16 protein-coding genes and 1 pseudogene are annotated in these 16,123 nt (G+C 57.7%); 8 read left to right on the top strand and 9 right to left on the bottom strand.

From position 1 onward, the window contains the following. Positions 1-10 precede the first annotated feature (10 nt). Genes BD293_RS18675 through BD293_RS18655 form a run of 5 tightly spaced genes read right to left on the bottom strand, consistent with a single transcriptional unit; the run spans position 11 to position 4,266 of the window. Entirely contained in the window at positions 11-850 is an 840-nt protein-coding gene (locus BD293_RS18675; RefSeq protein ID WP_142084920.1) for a hypothetical protein, read from the bottom strand. 1 nt (position 851) lies between these two features. Continuing rightward, entirely contained in the window at positions 852-2,210 is a 1,359-nt protein-coding gene (locus BD293_RS18670; protein ID WP_142084918.1) for a M16 family metallopeptidase, read from the bottom strand. Then, positions 2,207-3,505: an insulinase family protein gene (locus tag BD293_RS18665; RefSeq protein ID WP_142084916.1), complete on the bottom strand. Its 1,299-nt coding sequence runs from the start codon at positions 3,503-3,505 to the stop codon at positions 2,207-2,209. The genes BD293_RS18670 and BD293_RS18665 overlap by 4 nt, the downstream gene beginning before the upstream one ends. A gap of 24 nt (positions 3,506-3,529) precedes the next feature. Next, entirely contained in the window at positions 3,530-3,739 is a 210-nt protein-coding gene (locus BD293_RS18660; RefSeq protein WP_142084914.1) for a helix-turn-helix domain-containing protein, read from the bottom strand. Continuing rightward, the gene (locus BD293_RS18655) at positions 3,739-4,266 is read right to left on the bottom strand and encodes a DUF2975 domain-containing protein (RefSeq protein WP_142084912.1); all 528 of its coding nucleotides are present in this window, start codon (positions 4,264-4,266) and stop codon (positions 3,739-3,741) included. The genes BD293_RS18660 and BD293_RS18655 overlap by 1 nt, the downstream gene beginning before the upstream one ends. Before the next feature lie 102 nt (positions 4,267-4,368). Here BD293_RS18655 and BD293_RS18650 point away from each other — a divergent pair, with 102 nt between their 5' ends. The 4 genes from BD293_RS18650 (at position 4,369) to BD293_RS18635 (ending at position 7,058) form a co-directional block, all read left to right on the top strand. Continuing rightward, positions 4,369-4,746 (top strand): DUF6404 family protein, encoded by a 378-nt coding sequence (locus tag BD293_RS18650; RefSeq protein WP_142084910.1) that lies wholly within the window; start codon positions 4,369-4,371, stop codon positions 4,744-4,746. Further along, complete coding sequence (locus tag BD293_RS18645; protein WP_142084908.1) at positions 4,743-5,552, top strand: hypothetical protein; 810 nt, start codon at positions 4,743-4,745, stop codon at positions 5,550-5,552. The genes BD293_RS18650 and BD293_RS18645 overlap by 4 nt, the downstream gene beginning before the upstream one ends. Before the next feature lie 34 nt (positions 5,553-5,586). Continuing rightward, a complete protein-coding gene (locus tag BD293_RS18640; protein ID WP_142084907.1) occupies positions 5,587-6,372 on the top strand; it encodes a hypothetical protein in 786 nt (261 codons plus the stop codon). An 80-nt stretch (positions 6,373-6,452) separates the two neighbouring features. Further along, positions 6,453-7,058: a hypothetical protein gene (locus BD293_RS18635; protein WP_142084905.1), complete on the top strand. Its 606-nt coding sequence runs from the start codon at positions 6,453-6,455 to the stop codon at positions 7,056-7,058. A 712-nt stretch (positions 7,059-7,770) separates the two neighbouring features. Here BD293_RS18635 and BD293_RS18630 read toward each other — a convergent pair. The 3 genes from BD293_RS18630 to BD293_RS18620 all read right to left on the bottom strand — a co-directional run bounded on the left by BD293_RS18630 (position 7,771) and on the right by BD293_RS18620 (position 10,886). Next, a complete protein-coding gene (locus tag BD293_RS18630; RefSeq protein ID WP_142084903.1) occupies positions 7,771-8,250 on the bottom strand; it encodes a tripartite tricarboxylate transporter TctB family protein in 480 nt (159 codons plus the stop codon). A gap of 25 nt (positions 8,251-8,275) precedes the next feature. Beyond that, entirely contained in the window at positions 8,276-9,796 is a 1,521-nt protein-coding gene (locus BD293_RS18625) for a tripartite tricarboxylate transporter permease (protein ID WP_211841088.1), read from the bottom strand. Between the two features lie 112 nt (positions 9,797-9,908). After that, on the bottom strand, positions 9,909-10,886 hold the full coding sequence (locus BD293_RS18620; RefSeq protein ID WP_142084901.1) for a tripartite tricarboxylate transporter substrate binding protein: 978 nt from the start codon (positions 10,884-10,886) through the stop codon (positions 9,909-9,911). Positions 10,887-11,256: 370 nt separating this feature from the next. Here BD293_RS18620 and BD293_RS18615 point away from each other — a divergent pair, with 370 nt between their 5' ends. The 4 genes and pseudogenes from BD293_RS18615 (at position 11,257) to BD293_RS18600 (ending at position 15,714) form a co-directional block, all read left to right on the top strand. Next, entirely contained in the window at positions 11,257-12,459 is a 1,203-nt protein-coding gene (locus BD293_RS18615) for an MFS transporter (protein WP_170207221.1), read from the top strand. A 156-nt stretch (positions 12,460-12,615) separates the two neighbouring features. Beyond that, positions 12,616-13,968: pseudogene (locus tag BD293_RS18610) on the top strand (ISL3 family transposase); the annotation flags it as partial. A gap of 91 nt (positions 13,969-14,059) precedes the next feature. Continuing rightward, positions 14,060-14,545: an IS66-like element accessory protein TnpA gene (tnpA, locus tag BD293_RS18605; RefSeq protein WP_142084896.1), complete on the top strand. Its 486-nt coding sequence runs from the start codon at positions 14,060-14,062 to the stop codon at positions 14,543-14,545. A 33-nt stretch (positions 14,546-14,578) separates the two neighbouring features. Then, a protein-coding gene (locus tag BD293_RS18600; protein ID WP_246086208.1) for an IS3 family transposase occupies positions 14,579-15,714 on the top strand; the annotation gives its coding sequence in 2 pieces (ribosomal slippage) (positions 14,579-14,846 and positions 14,846-15,714; 1,137 coding nt in all). Here the strand turns inward: BD293_RS18600 and BD293_RS18595 are convergent. Beyond that, positions 15,675-16,094, bottom strand: coding sequence for a hypothetical protein (locus BD293_RS18595; protein ID WP_142084894.1), 420 nt, complete (start codon positions 16,092-16,094; stop codon positions 15,675-15,677). The two genes, BD293_RS18600 and BD293_RS18595, sit on opposite strands and share 40 nt — an antisense overlap. Between the last annotated feature and the right edge of the window lie 29 nt (positions 16,095-16,123).

Below are 16,123 nucleotides of genomic sequence, written 5' to 3'. Positions count from 1 at the left end.
TTTTTGCGCTTCATGTGTCCCCCGAAAGACTGGTGCCACGCAGGGACCGACCATGATACAAATGCTCATAGAGCAGTGTCAGAATGGCAATACCAACCATCAGCGGAACGAACCATGTCAGGTTTTCGACCAGATAGGCCAGACGGACATCTATGCGCGCTGCTCCTGCCCCTAAAAGCTCCACCGCCGTTAACAGCCCGCTTTCGAACGCTGCGGCGACCCATAACGCTCCTGCCAGCGGGCGGGTTTCGAACCAGCTGTCGAAGATGGATCCTTTCTGCCCGATGGCGGCCTCCGGTAGCGCCAGGCTGAGGCGCATGATGACCCAGCCCGCGATGATGCTGATGGCTGCGCCAAAGAACAGCCATGATACCGGAAGGCGCGCATCATCCTGATGCTGGGCGAAATCGACAGAGAGAATAGAGACCGCGAATCCAAAGATCAGCACCACTGGCAACACCCCCAAAATGGTAGCGCCTGCCAACTTCCCCAGATAGCTGATCGGATGACGCAGCCCCAATGGCGCGATTGGCCCCACGCCATGCGCGCCCAGTACATGCCGGTGCCACAGGATCGCGATTGTGATCAGGCTCGACAGCCAGACGACCCAGATTGTCAGGATCTGCGACAGCGATGCCCCGTTTTCAGGCGCGCCGACATAGGGATCATTGACATGCCATTGCAGCGGGCCGCGCGTGATTTCCCCCATGACCTGCAGGCGTATCCATATGTCGATGGCGAAGGCCAGCAGATAAATCGGCAGGCAGACCCGCAGGGCAAAGCCGCGATACTGCCAGACCAGCCCCAATGCGCGGATGAAGATGAAAGCGCCGGTTTTTGCCGGGATCATCTCAGCACTCCTTCGCGTCTTGGGGCCGTGTAATCACACAAGCGCCCGACAAGGCATCTGCATCAGGTGACACGGCGATAACCACGAAATCCTGTGCCCGTGGCCAGTGGTCCTGAAGGCGGTTGCGCAGGTCACTTATGGTCAGCGCGTCAACCATTTCCAGCATGGTCAGAGAATGGCCGGTGGCGAACCCGTCCAAAGTCGTTTCCAGCTCCATATGGCCCTGGTCCACGACATAATTTTGGCTTTGCTCGAATGCGCCGCGAAAGGGCGCGGCGCGGTCCTTGATATCGCCATCCGGGCCACTGTCCCGAAATCCCGTGTAAGCTGCGCGCACGACATCGACAGCCTCGGCCAGTTTGGCGGCCTCCAACGCACCGGTCATTATCACAAAGCGGTTTTCGCGATTGTAGTTGGCCAGTCCGGCGTTAAAGCTGTAGCTGGCGCGCAGCCCGTCGCGCACGGCGGCAAATAGGACGCTGTCTTCACCGCCCCCAAACGCCGTGGCAAGGATCAGGTCTTCCAGATCCCCGCCGAGGCGCGTGGCAGGCAGGGGGGCGATGAAGGTCAGATGTGCCTCGGTCACATCCGGCAGGTGCAACAATATCTGGCGCGGGCGATAGTCCAGCACGATCTCGCGCGCCTGCGAACTCCCTTCCGGCAGCCCTGCGAGAAGTGCGTCAAGCCCTGCGCCTGCCTGCTCGGGCGCAATGTCGCCGGTGATTACAACAGAAACGGGCCGTCCCGTGACTGTGGCACTGTGCCATGCGCGCAGATCCTCCAGCGACAGGTTTTCGAAGGCGTCTGCGTCATCAAGCGACAACATGGCGCGGAGCGGGTGATCGCCCAGAATCGCCCAACGCAACGCATCAAAGCCCTGATGCATCGGCTGCGATTGCGCCTCTGCGATGTTCTGCGCGAACCCTGTGCGAATGCGGTCGAACCAGTCGGGGTCAAAACTTGGCTGTGTCAGATGGGCATTGGCGATTGCAATCGCGTCTAACCAATCGCCTTTCTTGGCAGCAAGCATCCCGTAAAGATGGTCGGCACTGACGGGCAATTCGCCATTGGCATCCATATCCGCGAAACGCTCGACCACCTCGCCCGCCGGATAGCCCTCGGCCCCGCCAGCTAGGATAAGCTGTGCCCCGATATAAGACGCGGTCGGGTTGCGCCCCTCGGCCCAGACCCAGTCATTGGGCCACGCGGCCAGAATCGCGGCATACTCATTGCCGGGCATCTGGATCAGGCGGTAGGGCGTACCATTCGGGCTGATCTGGTCGGACGCAGTCGGTGTCTTGTCGCCGTCACAAAAGGACAGACCAAGGACAAGCGGCAGGGCAAGGGCGAAACGGATCATTCCAAAAACTCCTTTGGGGCAATGAAGGCGATGGCCGTGCGGCCGTTTTGGGACAGCGCGGCAAGAATAGTGTTCACGCTTTCGCGGGTGATGTGTGGCGGGATCTCTTGCAACACGCGTTTGGATGCCGGATCGCGCAGCGCCAGCACACGGTCGGTTGTGTAATCGGCCATCCAGCGGCGGGTGTTGTCGCGGTCGCTCCAGTTGGGCCAATAGCGGTCCATCCGCCCCATGACGCGCGTGTAGGTCGGCACAGGGATGCCGCTGGCGGCGATTTCGTCCAGTGCGGCCTCAAACGCGGCGCGCAGCCCTGGCAGGCTGGTGCCTGTATCGGGGCTGGCCTGAAAGCGCAGTTCAATATGGCGCTCATCAATCGCGGTCAGATCAAGCCGGAACTCGCGCGCAATCCGGGCATCAAACCGCAATGGCCCCGCCAACCCACCGGGCAGATTGGTGTCGAGCATCGCGCGCAGGTGAGCAAGCTGCGCTTCCAGCAGATCGTAGGGCACAGGCGTGTCCAACGCCACCACCCGCCGCCAGATCATGCGCGGGGCGGCGCTCGGGTCGGGGAATTCGGCCAGATGCACCAGGTCCTGCCCCATGTCATAGGCGGGCGGTGTGCGCGCATCGCCCGTCAGATCAAGCTGCAACCCCATCAAGACGCACCAGACCTGCAAGCGCCCGACATCGCCGCGAAAGATGAACGCGGCGTTTTCCGGCAGGTGTGTGGCGCTGTGCCACGCGCGCGCGGCGTCATAATCCAGCGCGCCGATCTGCTCAGGCGTGCCGATGATCGAGGGGCCAAGCGGCGTACCCGCGTGCAGAATTTCCGACAGCGCTTCATCCGCGCGCGCCCCTACGTTTTGCCCCAAGAACATCTGATACTCGCGATGGATGATCTCGCGCTCTTCTTCGGCAAAACGTGGGGCAAGCGTGATCGGGTCAAACACCCGCGCCAGTGTGGCGGTCAGTTCGGGCAGGTCTTCGGGCTTGCCGCTCAGGCTGTAGAAAACCGCACGGTGGCTGGTCCATGCGCCCGAATGCCGATCCGGGCCGCGCGCCTCCTCGCCAATGGCGGAATACCACGCCAGATGCTCGGCATAATGGGCCAGCCCCACTTGCTCATCCGGGTCAAAGGGGCGCGCGATACGCAAGATCACCTCGGCGCGGCCAGCGGTGTCGGTGGGGGTGATATGGTAGCTGATGGCACGAATGGGCTGCATCAGATACCATGCACCGGCCCCCATGGCGCAGAGCGCGAGCGCAAAAAAGCTCATTTTCTTGAAAAGGGTCATTCTGAAATCCCGCAGGCGTTTTGATCAGTCGTCAGGCATGGCTTCCAGCAGGTCGCCCGGCTGGCAGTCGAGCGCGGCGCAAATCTTCGCCAGCGTTTCAAACCGGATGCCGCGCACCTGACCGGTTTTCAGCAGGCTGAGGTTTTGGGTGCTGATGCCGATGACCTCGGCCAGATCCTTGGATTTCATCTTGCGTTTGGCCAGCATCACATCCAGCCTGACGATGATTTGCATCAGACAAAGCCCTCATTGTCATCGGCAATACGTATTGCCTCGCGCATGATCCAGCCGACCAGCCAGAACATGGCCCCGCAGACGATCAGCCCGGCCGTGTCAGAGTGGAAGAAGACATCGGGCGCAAGCGCGCCGCCCTGGTTGTGCCAAGACAGGATGGTGGGCCTGAGCCACGATATCGCCATGCCCAGAATGCCCGAAACGGCTGTCGCCACCCCGGCCACGCGGAACCCCTGCGCGATGCGTTCATCAAACAGCACGCCTTGGCGCACAAGGTTAAGCACATAGATCGCCATGAACACGGCCACGAGCCCCGCGATGACCGGGCTAAGCATGGCAAAGGCCGCGATGATCCGCGTGCTTTGCGCGATTTGCGCTTGCGGATCGGCATATCGGCTTTCAAGCCAGCGCTCGGGCGTCAGGATGGCCAGATCAAGCGCATCATGCCCGGTGAAGATAACGTAAAACAGACAGAACACGCCCATCACGGGCAAAAGCGCTGTCGCCATGCGTTGAATGCGTTGCATCTGCCCCCCGAGTATAAATTCATGTCATGCATGAATTTATGCTTGCACGATGCTTGATATGCAAGTCATATTGCGCGTGTTGAGGATCGTTCGGGTATTTCGATGACAGACAAGGCGGAATTCGACCGCAAACTGGCCGCTGCACTGGCAGAGCTACGGGCAACCGGCATGTGGTCCGCGAATTATGACCCCCATATGGATCACGCCTTACGCAGACTGGGCCTGCGGTTGCGACCACCGCATTATCGGTCATGCATGCGCGTGTTCCTTGGATATGCGCTGTTTTTCGTCATCGGGTGGGGCGCCTTGATGTGGATGTGGGCCTGGCGGGAAGCGTGGGTTACGGCGGGATTCGTCGGGGTCCCGTGGGAGTATCTTGTCAGGTCTGGCATTTTTTGGAGTGTGATGGGCTTGGGCTTGGCCCTGTCGCTGCTTTATGACCGCCGCAAACACCGCTTGCGCGACTGGGACACGCTGTGAAAACCAACCGTGATGCGCTCTGGTCGCTGGTTTTCCTGGCCGGGCTGCCCGCGTTGTTCCTCGGGGCGATGCAAGTGGTGGCGCTAGCCATGCCTGACACCCCGCGCGAACCTTATCACACCGCACTGGTCATGGCCTTGGCGTTGATCTGGCTTGCGCCCTCTGCGTTGTGGCAAGAGCGAAACAGTGCGGTGCCGAACGGCCCACGCAAGATGCGGCGGCGCTTTATCAGCTTTGCAGGCATTCTGGCCCTGCTATTGGCGCCCGGCGAACCGCAGCTCAATGATGACCTTGCAACGATGCTTCTGAAATGGTTGCCCTTTCTTGGGGTGATTGCGGCTATGAGCCTGTGGGAACTTCTTTTTCATGTCAACCACATACGCCCGTCTGCCCGCCGCGCTTTGGGCCGCCGCGCCGCGCTTCGAGTGGGAATCACCTCGCTCTTGGCCGTGCCGCTTTGGCTGATTGCGCAGTCCACGCCGGCGCACGCCCTTTGGATATGGTTGATATGTCTGGGCGTGGTCAGCACTGTCGTGCTGCCCGAAACGCTGCCCCGGCATGGGGCCATCCGACTTGGACGCGGGGTCATCAGCATCGGCGAACATTTGTCCTTTGGCGCGGCGCTACTGACTTTTCTTGTGCTAAGCGGGTTTGGCCGCCCTGACGATCCAGATCAGCAGATTGCCTATCTCGTCATCTCGACCATCGGGATTGCAGGGGCATTGACTGCGGTGACGCTTGTCTTTGCATGGTTGGATTGGCGGGGGCAGACCCCGAACCGGCCTCATAAATTCTATCGCCATTAGCCCTGAGGCGGATTTTATTGATGGATATAAACAAATGACAACCGACCGCGATACCCACCTCTCGTTTGCCGTGCTCGCCTTTGTAGTATTTCTTTTCGTAGGATTGGGGGCTTTTCTGTGGTGGTTGGATTCTCCGGCAGCAGGCAGTTCAGATGATTTTCTCTGGCTGTCAGTCCTTGTCGTCATGCTGATGCCCGGCCTACTGATGCAACATAACTGGCCCGCATCCACCTATGGCCCACGCATGGCCCGACGTCATATCATGGTGATTTTCGGGATTCTGTCCCTGTTCATGGGCGCCGTGGGGTTTCTGCCGGTGGCTGTGGCACTGGATCGCGAAAGCATCTGGTGGCTGGTTCTGCTATGGATTGCTGTTGGCGGGGCTGTGTGGCTGTGGCGTTACCTTCCCAGTATTCGGAAAAACCCCCGAATGCGCCGTGTGTTGTTCAAAGAGATCAGCATGCTGATCGGGGCATCGCTTGCCCTTGCTGCATTTTTCGGGGTCATGAGCGGCTGGTCTGTGGCTGAAATGATCTGGGCATGGGTGTTCATGATCGGCCTGTTGGAAAATGTGATTTTCCCCATGGCACTTGCCCGAAGACACGGTGCGAGCGCACTGGCAAACCTGACCTTGCTGATCGGAGAATGGATGTCTACGGCCGCGTTTTTCAGCATTATATTCACGCTCACGTTGGGGCCTGATCACGACCCTGTCGCAAGTGTTATTGGGGCCGTGATCGGAGCGGGGATCGGGGCGATGATTTTCGTCCATGCGCGCAAAAACAACAACAAGCCACCCGCCTATACGCGCCGTTTTTGACCCGTGCCAGAAAGCACCCCATGACCACAGATCGCGGCGCTACAATCGCTTTGGCCATAATCTTTGGCTTTCCTGTGCTCATGGCACTGGCTTGGGCGTTGGTCTATTTGCACTGGGGTTTTGTCCCCGAATGGCGGCATCAGGCGTTTGCGATGGCGCTGGCCTATGTCGTGTTCATGCCGCTTGCCTTGCAGCAACATTTCAACCCAGCCAACCCCAAAGGCCCACGCATGGCCCGCCGCCATGCCATGTTCATTCTGGCGCTGCTGGCGTGGAACCTTTCCATGACCCCGCGAAATGGGCTGCCGCTGTTGGAGTATCTGCGTCTGTGGTGGCCAGGCTTTAGTATTCTTGCACTGCTCACCGCAGCGTGGCTTTTGCACTACCTGCCCGTGATCGTCGCGCAAAGGCGCGTGCGCAAAGCACTTCGGAGCGTTTTTCTTATTCCCACGATTTTCGCTTTCGGCTTCGGACTGGCCGTCGCGACACCGCAAAATGGCGGCCTGTGGACGATCCTGATCCTGTTCGGCGCAGGGGTGAACACACTGTTCCCCTACAGCTTGCCCCGACGCCATCGCGCACCGCGGGTCCACTGGACGTTGCTCTTAAAGCGTTTCGCGTTTACCTTGAAACATCACGTATCACGTAACGCGTTGAAATCGAAGATTTCAGGCAGAGTTAGGTGATTCAGGTTTAACGCGAAACGCTATAGGCGAAACATTATCGCTTGCTGGCTGGTGCGCTGTGATGATGTTCCTGTTGCGGCCTGTAATTCCAGCAGAGCACTATCCCATACTGACATTTGGCTTCATCGGGCTGTTCATAATGGTGCTCGCAGGGCTTTATCGGCGCCGCCAGCGCGGAAAGCTGTCGATGGGGTTGATACGGCTTTGAGGGTGGATGTTGAAATTGCCCCGCTTATTGCGTTGGTTGAAAGGAAACAGCTCAGCGACCGGCCGCTTTCGCGAGTTTCTGCAGACGCAATGCGGCACCGGCAACAGACAGCTTTCCGCCCCTTGCGTCGAAGGTAAGGTAATCGACGTGCCCGGCCCAAAGCGGCCGGCCGGCTTGTGGTGCGACATTCCGCGAAGCGGTCTTTCAGAATCCGCGCAGCGTCGGACAGAGAGGCAGCCTCTTTCGAATACGCCTGCAAGCGGCAGTATCGGCAGGTGGGCAGATTCTGGTCGCTACGCTAATCTCCGAAAAAAGAGGCTTCAAAAGGCCGGGTGCGTCTACAGAAAGTAGCTGTATAACCAGAATACGAAGCAATTACCGATGAAAGAGTGCCTGAATGATACCATCATTTTAGGGGATCAGCGAGTTCCAATTCATACAATAAACGGCGGTGCTTTTGTAAGGATCTCCAACATGCCAGAACATATATCGGAAGCGAGACCTTCAGAATAGCAATCCACGTGGCAGAGGTATGTTAATCAGTTGAACAAACAGAACCCAGATTACTGCTGTGGCAATGATCGGAACCACAATTGTACTGGGCCAATGCTGAAAAGGATGGCGCGTCAGCAGAAAGCTCGCTCCGATCAGCGTCGCGGCCACGCTGACGATCAATCCCAGTTTTCCAATCAACCAGAACATACCCATGCCTATTGCGACCAACCCCACGCCCGTCAGCAAAATCGCGCGCAGGTTTTCCGGGGGGTCATCAGATTTGCCGCGCAGCACATCAATCCAGATTGCAAGACCTGCAATGATCAGGGTGATGTAGGCAAGCTGCGGAAAGGCATGAGGCCCCAGTCCGGGCCCCGGACGCCAGTTGCCGTAGGTGATGTCCAGCAGGCCAACCACGCCAATAATTATGGTGACCAGCCCAGTGAAAAAGTCCAGACGGGTAAAGGCAGTTGAAAAGATATTCTTCATCTTTGGCACCCTTTCGGAACACAAGTTACTTTCGCTCGCGCATAACCACGGTAAAGGTGAAGATCATGATCGCAGCGGTCGCATACAGGCCAATGGCAATTGGGCTCGACAGCAAGTGTGTCCATTCACCCCGACCGATCAATAGCGATTGACGCAAGGCGCGCTCTGCTCCGGGTGCGACGATGAAACCAAGAATCAGCGGCGCCAGCGGAAAATTATAGACCCGCAACACAACCCCTAGCAGTCCGGCAAACAGCAGCACCCAGACATCAATCACCGAATTGCCTGCAGCGAAGGTGCCCAGAATAGCTAGCACGCAGACAATGGGCAGCAGAATACGCGACTTGATCATGGCAATCTTGGAATACAGTGGCAGCAGGAAATGCGATAGCGCGAGATTGATGATGTTGGCATAGATCAGGATCAGGAACAGCGCATAGATGACCTCAGTATGATCATAGATCAGTCGAGGGCCGGGCGTCATCCCCATCAAGATAAAAGCCGCCCCAAATAGCGCGGCAGTAGCACTGCCCGGAATGCCGAAGGCAAAAAGCGGAATGAGCGTGGAGCCGGAAGTCGCACTATTGCCGGCCTCGGCAGCAGCGACACCTTCAAGCGATCCTTTTCCGAACTCGCCAGGGTGCCGTGAAAAGCGTTGTGCAAGCCCATAGCTGATGAACGCCGCCAGAGATGACCCCGCGCCGGGCAGGGCCCCGATTAGCGTGCCCATCGTTGTGCCAATCCATGTGGCCTTCATCGTGGCGCGGAACTCGGCGAAGGTCAACTTGTCTTTGCTGGCGTCATAATCGCCCAGCAGTGATTGCGCCTGTTGTTTGGTCTCATCAACGATCCGGCGGACCCGCTCCATCCACGCCTTCGACAACTGTATGATTAGTTCTGACACCGCGAATATGCCGACAAGCACAGGGATCAGCGCAAGGCCACCCGACAGTTCAGGGATGCCGAATGTCAGCCGGACCGAGCCCCCGATAGGGTCGCGACCGATCATGGCCAGCAGAATGCCGAGCGCGGCCATCGCCACCCCTTTCGCCACTTTGCCTTTGGTCAGCGCCGAGATCAGCAAAAGCGAGAAAGCATAGAGCGCGAAGAATTCCACCGGCCCGAATGTGAGCGCAACAATAGCCAGCGGCAGCGCTAGGAAGATAAGCACAAAGTCACTTGTGGTGTCGCCGATCACCGACGAATAAAGCGCCGTATTCAGCGCTTTGTTCGGGTAACCTTTCAGCTTGGCCTGATAGCCATCAATCGCCGTTGCCGCAGAGCCGGGCGTGCCCGGCACCCCGAATGAGATTGCAGAAATCGACCCGCCAAACATCCCCCCCTTATAAATGCCCGTCAGCAATCCAAGTGCCGCAGCCGGTTCAAGGAAAAATACGATCGGCAGCAAGATGGCGATTGCCATGTCGCCGCTCAGGCCGGGGATTGCACCCAGTGTAACCCCCATGAAAACACCGATGGCCACATACAGAATGACTTCGGGGCTGAAGGCAAGGTAAAGCGCATCAACAAAGGCTTCCAGCATCATTGGGACCGCCTGAATGGTTGTTTTGAATTTTCAATCTGGCGGATCGGGAACCGCCGATGTTTGGGATCGAAAAAGGCCCCCGCGCGTTTCCACTTGCGGAGGCCGGAGCAGTTTAATCGATCTCGCCCATGCTGCGTAGGATGTCACCAATCGAGGCAACCGTCGCCTGATAAAGCGCTGTCGAATCCGCCGCGTTCAGAGGCTCGATACCCGCGTTGACACGATCGCTCATTGCGATCGCCGTGGGCGATGCCAGGGCTTCCATGAAGCAGTCCTGCAAGTATTCGACCGTTTCCGCAGGGACGTCAGAAGTAGCGATCACCATCAGCCATGCTGGCAACACAACATCATATCCGGCTTCGCGGAATGTCCGTGTATCGGGTAGGACAGGCGAACGTTCTGCCGAGAAAACCCCCAAGGCTGTCAATTCTCCAGATGCGACTTCTGATGCAATGCTCGGCGGCAGTGTCATGCCAAGGTCGATGTGACCACCCATGATCAGACTGCGGGTTTCGCCGCCGCCAGAGGTTGGTACGTGAATATTTTCCAGCCCGGTTTCCATTTCAAACAGGATGAGCGGCAGATGCACCAGCCCCATAGGATTGGCATGGCCGAAAGTGATGCTACCAGGATCAGCTTCGGCGGCCGCGACCCAGTCCTCTATGGTTTGGATCGGATGGTCGGGGCGTGTGTAAACAGTCGGCAGCCATTCCGTGAAATTCATGACAGGTTGCCAGTCATCGTGGCTCCAATCTACATCATCAAGAAAGCCTGATGTTACAACAGGGCCATAATCCGAGACGAGCAGCGTGTGCCCATTGGCAGGGGCATTACGGACAAAATTTACGGCCTCAAGGCCTGCGGCACCCGACATGCTGACCACGTCGATCCGCGGGCCACAAAACTCGGGTGCAGTCGCGGACAATACGCGTGCCGTAATGTCGCTGCCGCCACCGGGGCCGAACGGAATGACCAAGCGGATCGGATCGCTACCCAGCGGGCTTGCGCTTGCGAGCGCAGGTGCAAACGCCATAGCTGCTGTAGCTATCACCGCTGCAGAGCCTTTGAGTGAGGGTGTGATGTTGAACATGATTTTCTTCCTTGTTGGATTTCGCGGCGAAGGGTCGCGTTGGTGGTTGCTCTGATCAGGTTGTTCCTGAATTGGTATTTGCTGGATCTTAAATTATCTCGGAGCGGTTTAAGACGATGTCAGGCGACGGAGCTGGTGTTACAGTTGATTGGAATGGGTAACCATTCCAAGAACACGCTAGCAGCTAAACAGAAGGCTTTTCGACTACATTTTACATATAAATGAGGAAATGGACCGAAGAAATTGGAAAATTCAGGAGTGATGACTGCAATTGGCCATTTTGGCAGAGCACCGTCTGATCGGTATGTCATTTTGAAAGGTCTGATGCGATTGTTCCCCCTTACTGACCTGATTACAAGGTATCTCTGTGATGACCGCATTCCCGAAGGGCCCCCAGCAGATCTGGCCGCAATTTGGCCTGCTTGTCGGGGCGCACTGTCTGGGCGCTATGAATTTGCTGGCAGTTCTGGCTTGCAGCCCATTGATTGCCGCAGAACTCCAGCTTTCGGCAACTGAGATCGGGCTTATCGCAAGTGCCTATGCACTGGGTATCACCTTGCTATCGATTCCTGCCGGACGCTTGAGCGATGTCATCGGAGTGCGGATGTCACTGCTTTTGGCGGGGCTGGTCATGGTGGCCGGGACAGTGGTGTTCGCACTCGCGCAAGGTATCGGCCAAGCGTTTGCGGGGATGTTCATTGTCGGTTCCGGATACAGCCTTGTCAATCCGGCAGCGGGGCGTGCGGTCATGCTGTGGTATCCGACCGGGGTCCGCGCCACGCTCATGGGCATAAAGCAGACCGGCGTGCCATTGGGCGGCGCATTAGGCACCAGCGCGGCATTGCTCGCCCCGGTCGCAAGCTGGCAAGGTGTTGTCATGGGCGTCGGGGCTGTGACAGCCGCCTGCGGCGTGGCCTTCCTGCTTTTACCCGCTGACAATGATAAAAATGCCACTCCGAGAGTTGCTCTGTCAGAGGAACTCGCAGCCATCCGGTTGTTGTTCAGAAATCCGGTTCTGGGCCGCAATAATTTGGCCAGCGGCCTGAATAACGGCGCGCAGTTCATCCTGTGGAGCCACCTGATAGAATTCTTGCGCCTTGGTGCCGGGTTTGGCCTGCCTATGGCGAATGCCTGTCTCAGTCTGTTGCATATTTGTAGCATAGCTGGACGGGTTTTTTGGGGCTGGGCCACCGATTGGTTCTTTCGCGCGGACTCTCGCCTGACGCTGATGATTGTTACCGGGGTGTCCGCAGTCAGCTTGCTGGCGATGGCAACTATCGGTCCGAGCAATGCGGTCCTGCTTGCTCCGCTTGTGGTCGCAGTTCTCGGGCTTACGATTTGCTCTGCGACAGGGGTGCAGGTGGCATTGACCTTGCAGAGCATTGACCCGCCACGATCTGGTGGTGCGATTGGCTACAATATGGTTGCCACCAATCTGGGCGGGGTACTGGCGCCACCACTGTTCGGGATGATCGTTGAAACCAGCGGAGGGTTTGCGCTAGCGTGGTGTCTTATCGCAGCGGCCGTCATTTTTGCATTTGGTTTGCTGTGGGTCGATCGTCAAAATTTCTGAGCCGCAGGGGCTGAATGCTATGTTGTAACCATCAATGCATATGATGGAGGTCCGCTACAGGTTTATTCTGCGGGTGTCGCTTTGCCCTTAAATCGGCTCTGCCTCACTTTGTGTGGCACAACTATCCTGAAACTGGAAAATTCAGGAGGGATAGTCGTGAGCTCGAAGAAGCACTGGTCGCCCGGGAGCGATGTTGCCGTTCAAAGCGTTGAGCGAAGTGAATCCGGCGGGTGGATTGTATCTGGCGTCTTGGCACCCAACGGCATTTGCCCAGACTGTGGATTGCATTCACGACGACGTCACGGCTGGCGGCGTCGGCGACTGCAGGATTATCCCGCCCATGGAGATGGGGTTACGGTTGATCTCGCGGTTTGCCGTTGGCGATGTTTGGCGTCCGCTTGCCCGCGCCGGACTTTCTCGGACCAGGTCGTCTCGATTGCGCGTCCATTTGCACGTCGTACTTCGCGTGTCGGGGAGATTGTCAGCCATCTTGGGCATGCGACCGGCGGACGGCCTGCCGAGCGGTTGTTGCATCGTTTGGGCCTTGGGGTCAGCGATGACACGGTGCTCAGGCAGCTGAAGAAGCGTACTCAAGACATCGCCGAGGCGCCGACGGTCATCGGGATCGACGACTGGAGCTGGCGGAAGTCGAAAACCTACGGCACGATTATTGTGGATCTGGAGCGTCGCGTGGTGATCGACATTCTTGAGGATCGGGATGTCGTCACCTGCACCAACTGGCTGAAGCGACACCCCGAGGTGGAAGTGATCAGCAGAGATCGCTGTGGTCTCTACGCCCAGGCTGCACGGCAAGGGGCACCGCAGGCGAAGCAGGTCGCGGACCGGTTCCATATCGTGCAAAACCTGCGGCAGGCCATTGAGGAGCAAATGAACCTTCACGGCCGTGCGACCGGCAGGGCGCTGCTGTCCGACGCCGACAACATCGCCGCGGCCGGTAACCTTCTGAAGTCACGCCTTGCGCACAGGACGTCTCGAGAGGAGATTTTCACGACCATCCATGGGCTCCGAAATCAGGGGCTTTCCTGCAGCGAGATCGGGCGGCGAACAGGGTTCCCGCGTCGCAGCATCGCGAAATGGCTGCAGTTCGAGACACCACCGGACCGCAGGCGGGCAGCTTTGAAGCGGACTTCGCCGTGGTACTTTGAAGAGTTCCTGCGCCAAAGCTGGCAGGACGGCATTCGAACTGGAAGCGCCCTGTTCCGTCTGATCCAAGAGCGTGGTTACGAGGGGAGTCTAACGCATCTGCAGCGGTTGCTGGCGGGTTGGCGCAGAGCCGAACAGCAAGCAATCGACCCCAAGGTAGAGCACGAAATCCTTAAGCCAGTCCGGGACCCGGAAACTGGGCACGCGATTTCCCCGGTCATCGCGGCCGCGCTGTGCATCAAACCCCGCGGAAAGCTCACCCCGGATCAGGCGCGGAAAGTTGACGCGCTCAAAACCGGCTCTCCCGCCTTCGCAACGATGCGCCGTTTCGCCATGCGGTTCAACGTATGCGCCGTCTGCGTCCCATTGATTTGAGGTCTTTCGCCATTTCTGTCTCGGGCCGATAAATCTCTGACTGATATTGTTGGAGGATGCTATGGCGGATGGAAGTGGATTCGATGGACGGCTGGGGCTCGTTGAGCCTGTTCGGGGCAACCGTCGTTGGCCAGATGATGTGAAAGCGCAGATTGTGGCAGAGAGTTTTCAACCTGGTGCGCGCGTTGTGGACGTTGCGAAACGCTATGACATTGTCCCACATCAGTTGTCAGATTGGCGGCGGATGGCGCGTGATGGCAAATTGGTTCTGCCTGCGGATGTCATGACAGCAGTCAGTGATGCAACCCTGTCAGCCGATAAGTCTGAGCCTGCATTTGTGCCATTGGAAGTTGCAATGACACGACAGGGCGCTGGCAGCATGTCAGGGTACGGTGAACGCGACGAGACGTGTGATGAGATAACGGTGACGATTGGATCTGATGTCATTATCCGCGTTCCGGCCAGTGCTGCTGTGGCGCGCGCGGCTGAATTGATCCGTTTGGTGCGGGGGGTAGAGGTGGTCGCGGAAATTCGGACCAGTTGCTAAGCTCTGGCAACTGAAGAAGGACGAACAATCGATATGGCGAAACAGAAGCGTTACACGGCAGAATTCAAGGCGAAGGTTGCCTTGGAAGCGATCCGTGAAGAGTTGACGACGGCAGAGCTGTCGAAGAAATATGAAGTACATCCGACGATGATCAACGGCTGGAAACGCACGGCAATTGCCAAGATGGCGCAGTCGTTTGACGCCAAGCCGGTTGGTGAACCAGTGATTTCCGGCAAGGATGTAGAGAAGCTGCACGCCAAGATTGGCCAATTGGTAGTGGAACGGGATTTTTTGGCGGATGCCTCCAGGCTCATTCTCGGGACTGGAGGCAAAAAGCCGTGAAGAAAGATCATCCCAAACTGAGTGTCCGGCGGCAATGCACACTGCTGTCGCTCGCCCGATCGACGCTGTACTATCAGCCCTGCGGTGAAAGCGCGGAAAACCTGAAATTCATGAAGATCATCGACGAGCAATTCCTGAAAACGCCATGGTACGGCTCGCGGCAGATGGCGCGTCATATGCAAAGAGAGGGTCACAAATGCGGCCGCCATCGCGCAAGACGGCTGATGCGGCTCATGCGTTTGGTGCCGATCTATCAGGAACCCAAGACCAGTAAGAAAAACCCCGAACACAAGGTTTATCCATATCTTCTAAAAGATCTGCCCATCACGCGTCCCAACCAGGTGTGGTGTACGGACATTACCTATATCCGCATGCAGCGCGGGTTTTTGTATCTGGTCGCCATCATGGACTGGCACAGCCGCAAGGTGCTGAGCTGGCGGCTGTCCAATACTATGGATGCCGGGTTCTGCGTCGAGGCCTTGAAGGAGGCACTGGCCACCTATGGCCCGCCCGAAATTTTCAATTCGGACCAGGGCAGCCAGTTCACCAGCACCGATTTCACCGACGTTTTGAAAGACGCAAAGGTGAAGATTTCGATGGATGGGCGCGGCCGCTGGATCGACAACCGCATGATCGAACGACTGTGGCGGTCCTTGAAATACGAATGCGTCTTCTTGAACACCTTCGAAACTGGCCGGGAGGCGCGCCAGGGGATCGGCACCTGGATCGCTTATTACAATGAAGAACGCCCGCATTCATCCCACGGCCTGATGACCCCGGACGAAGTTTATGATAATCGCAAACCAAACATGAAACTTGCCGCGTGATAGGAAACCCATGCCAGAGCGCTGCGCGGCATAAAACTGGTCGAAAAACCAGGACCACCTCTAAGCAAGCTGAGCACGATCAATATGACGGCCCCCAAAAGCATGTTTTTTGCTTGTTTAAGGGTTCTGTGCGCCTGCTCTTGAGCGGCCTGCAGCGTAACAGTGGCCTGCGATGCCTTCGCAATTTCCTCTTTCAGCATTTCCCGCTTTGGTTCTGAGGCAATGATGGTTCGGGTGGCGGCTTCAGTTCGATTCTCAAGGTCTTCGATTTGCCGGTAAGCATGGCTGAGACCTTCTTTAAATTCATTGTATCCGCGCTTGATTGCTTCTTGTGCAGCAGAAAGTGTTTCTGAAGGTTCTGTCGCAAATATCTCGTGCATGCGGGTAGCACGGCATGATGCGGCGCTGT

It is taken from the genome of Roseinatronobacter monicus (assembly GCF_006716865.1).
GTDB lineage: Bacteria > Pseudomonadota > Alphaproteobacteria > Rhodobacterales > Rhodobacteraceae > Roseinatronobacter > Roseinatronobacter monicus.
Note: the sequence above shows the minus strand (reverse complement) of the source record. Positions and strands in the feature narration are given on the sequence as shown.

Bases quoted from the DNA above. Each gene is read 5' to 3' on its own strand.
- BD293_RS18675 (WP_142084920.1), bottom strand. From the start codon at position 850: ATGATCCCGGCAAAAACCGGCGCTTTCATCTTCATCCGCGCATTGGGG.
- BD293_RS18670 (WP_142084918.1), bottom strand. From the start codon at position 2,210: ATGATCCGTTTCGCCCTTGCCCTGCCGCTTGTCCTTGGTCTGTCCTTT.
- BD293_RS18665 (WP_142084916.1), bottom strand. From the start codon at position 3,505: ATGACCCTTTTCAAGAAAATGAGCTTTTTTGCGCTCGCGCTCTGCGCC.
- BD293_RS18660 (WP_142084914.1), bottom strand. From the start codon at position 3,739: ATGCAAATCATCGTCAGGCTGGATGTGATGCTGGCCAAACGCAAGATG.
- BD293_RS18655 (WP_142084912.1), bottom strand. From the start codon at position 4,266: ATGCAACGCATTCAACGCATGGCGACAGCGCTTTTGCCCGTGATGGGC.
- BD293_RS18650 (WP_142084910.1), top strand. From the start codon at position 4,369: ATGACAGACAAGGCGGAATTCGACCGCAAACTGGCCGCTGCACTGGCA.
- BD293_RS18640 (WP_142084907.1), top strand. From the start codon at position 5,587: ATGACAACCGACCGCGATACCCACCTCTCGTTTGCCGTGCTCGCCTTT.
- BD293_RS18635 (WP_142084905.1), top strand. From the start codon at position 6,453: ATGGCACTGGCTTGGGCGTTGGTCTATTTGCACTGGGGTTTTGTCCCC.
- BD293_RS18630 (WP_142084903.1), bottom strand. From the start codon at position 8,250: ATGAAGAATATCTTTTCAACTGCCTTTACCCGTCTGGACTTTTTCACT.
- BD293_RS18625 (WP_211841088.1), bottom strand. From the start codon at position 9,796: ATGATGCTGGAAGCCTTTGTTGATGCGCTTTACCTTGCCTTCAGCCCC.
- BD293_RS18620 (WP_142084901.1), bottom strand. From the start codon at position 10,886: ATGTTCAACATCACACCCTCACTCAAAGGCTCTGCAGCGGTGATAGCT.
- BD293_RS18615 (WP_170207221.1), top strand. From the start codon at position 11,257: ATGACCGCATTCCCGAAGGGCCCCCAGCAGATCTGGCCGCAATTTGGC.
- tnpA (WP_142084896.1), top strand. From the start codon at position 14,060: ATGGCGGATGGAAGTGGATTCGATGGACGGCTGGGGCTCGTTGAGCCT.
- BD293_RS18595 (WP_142084894.1), bottom strand. From the start codon at position 16,094: ATGCACGAGATATTTGCGACAGAACCTTCAGAAACACTTTCTGCTGCA.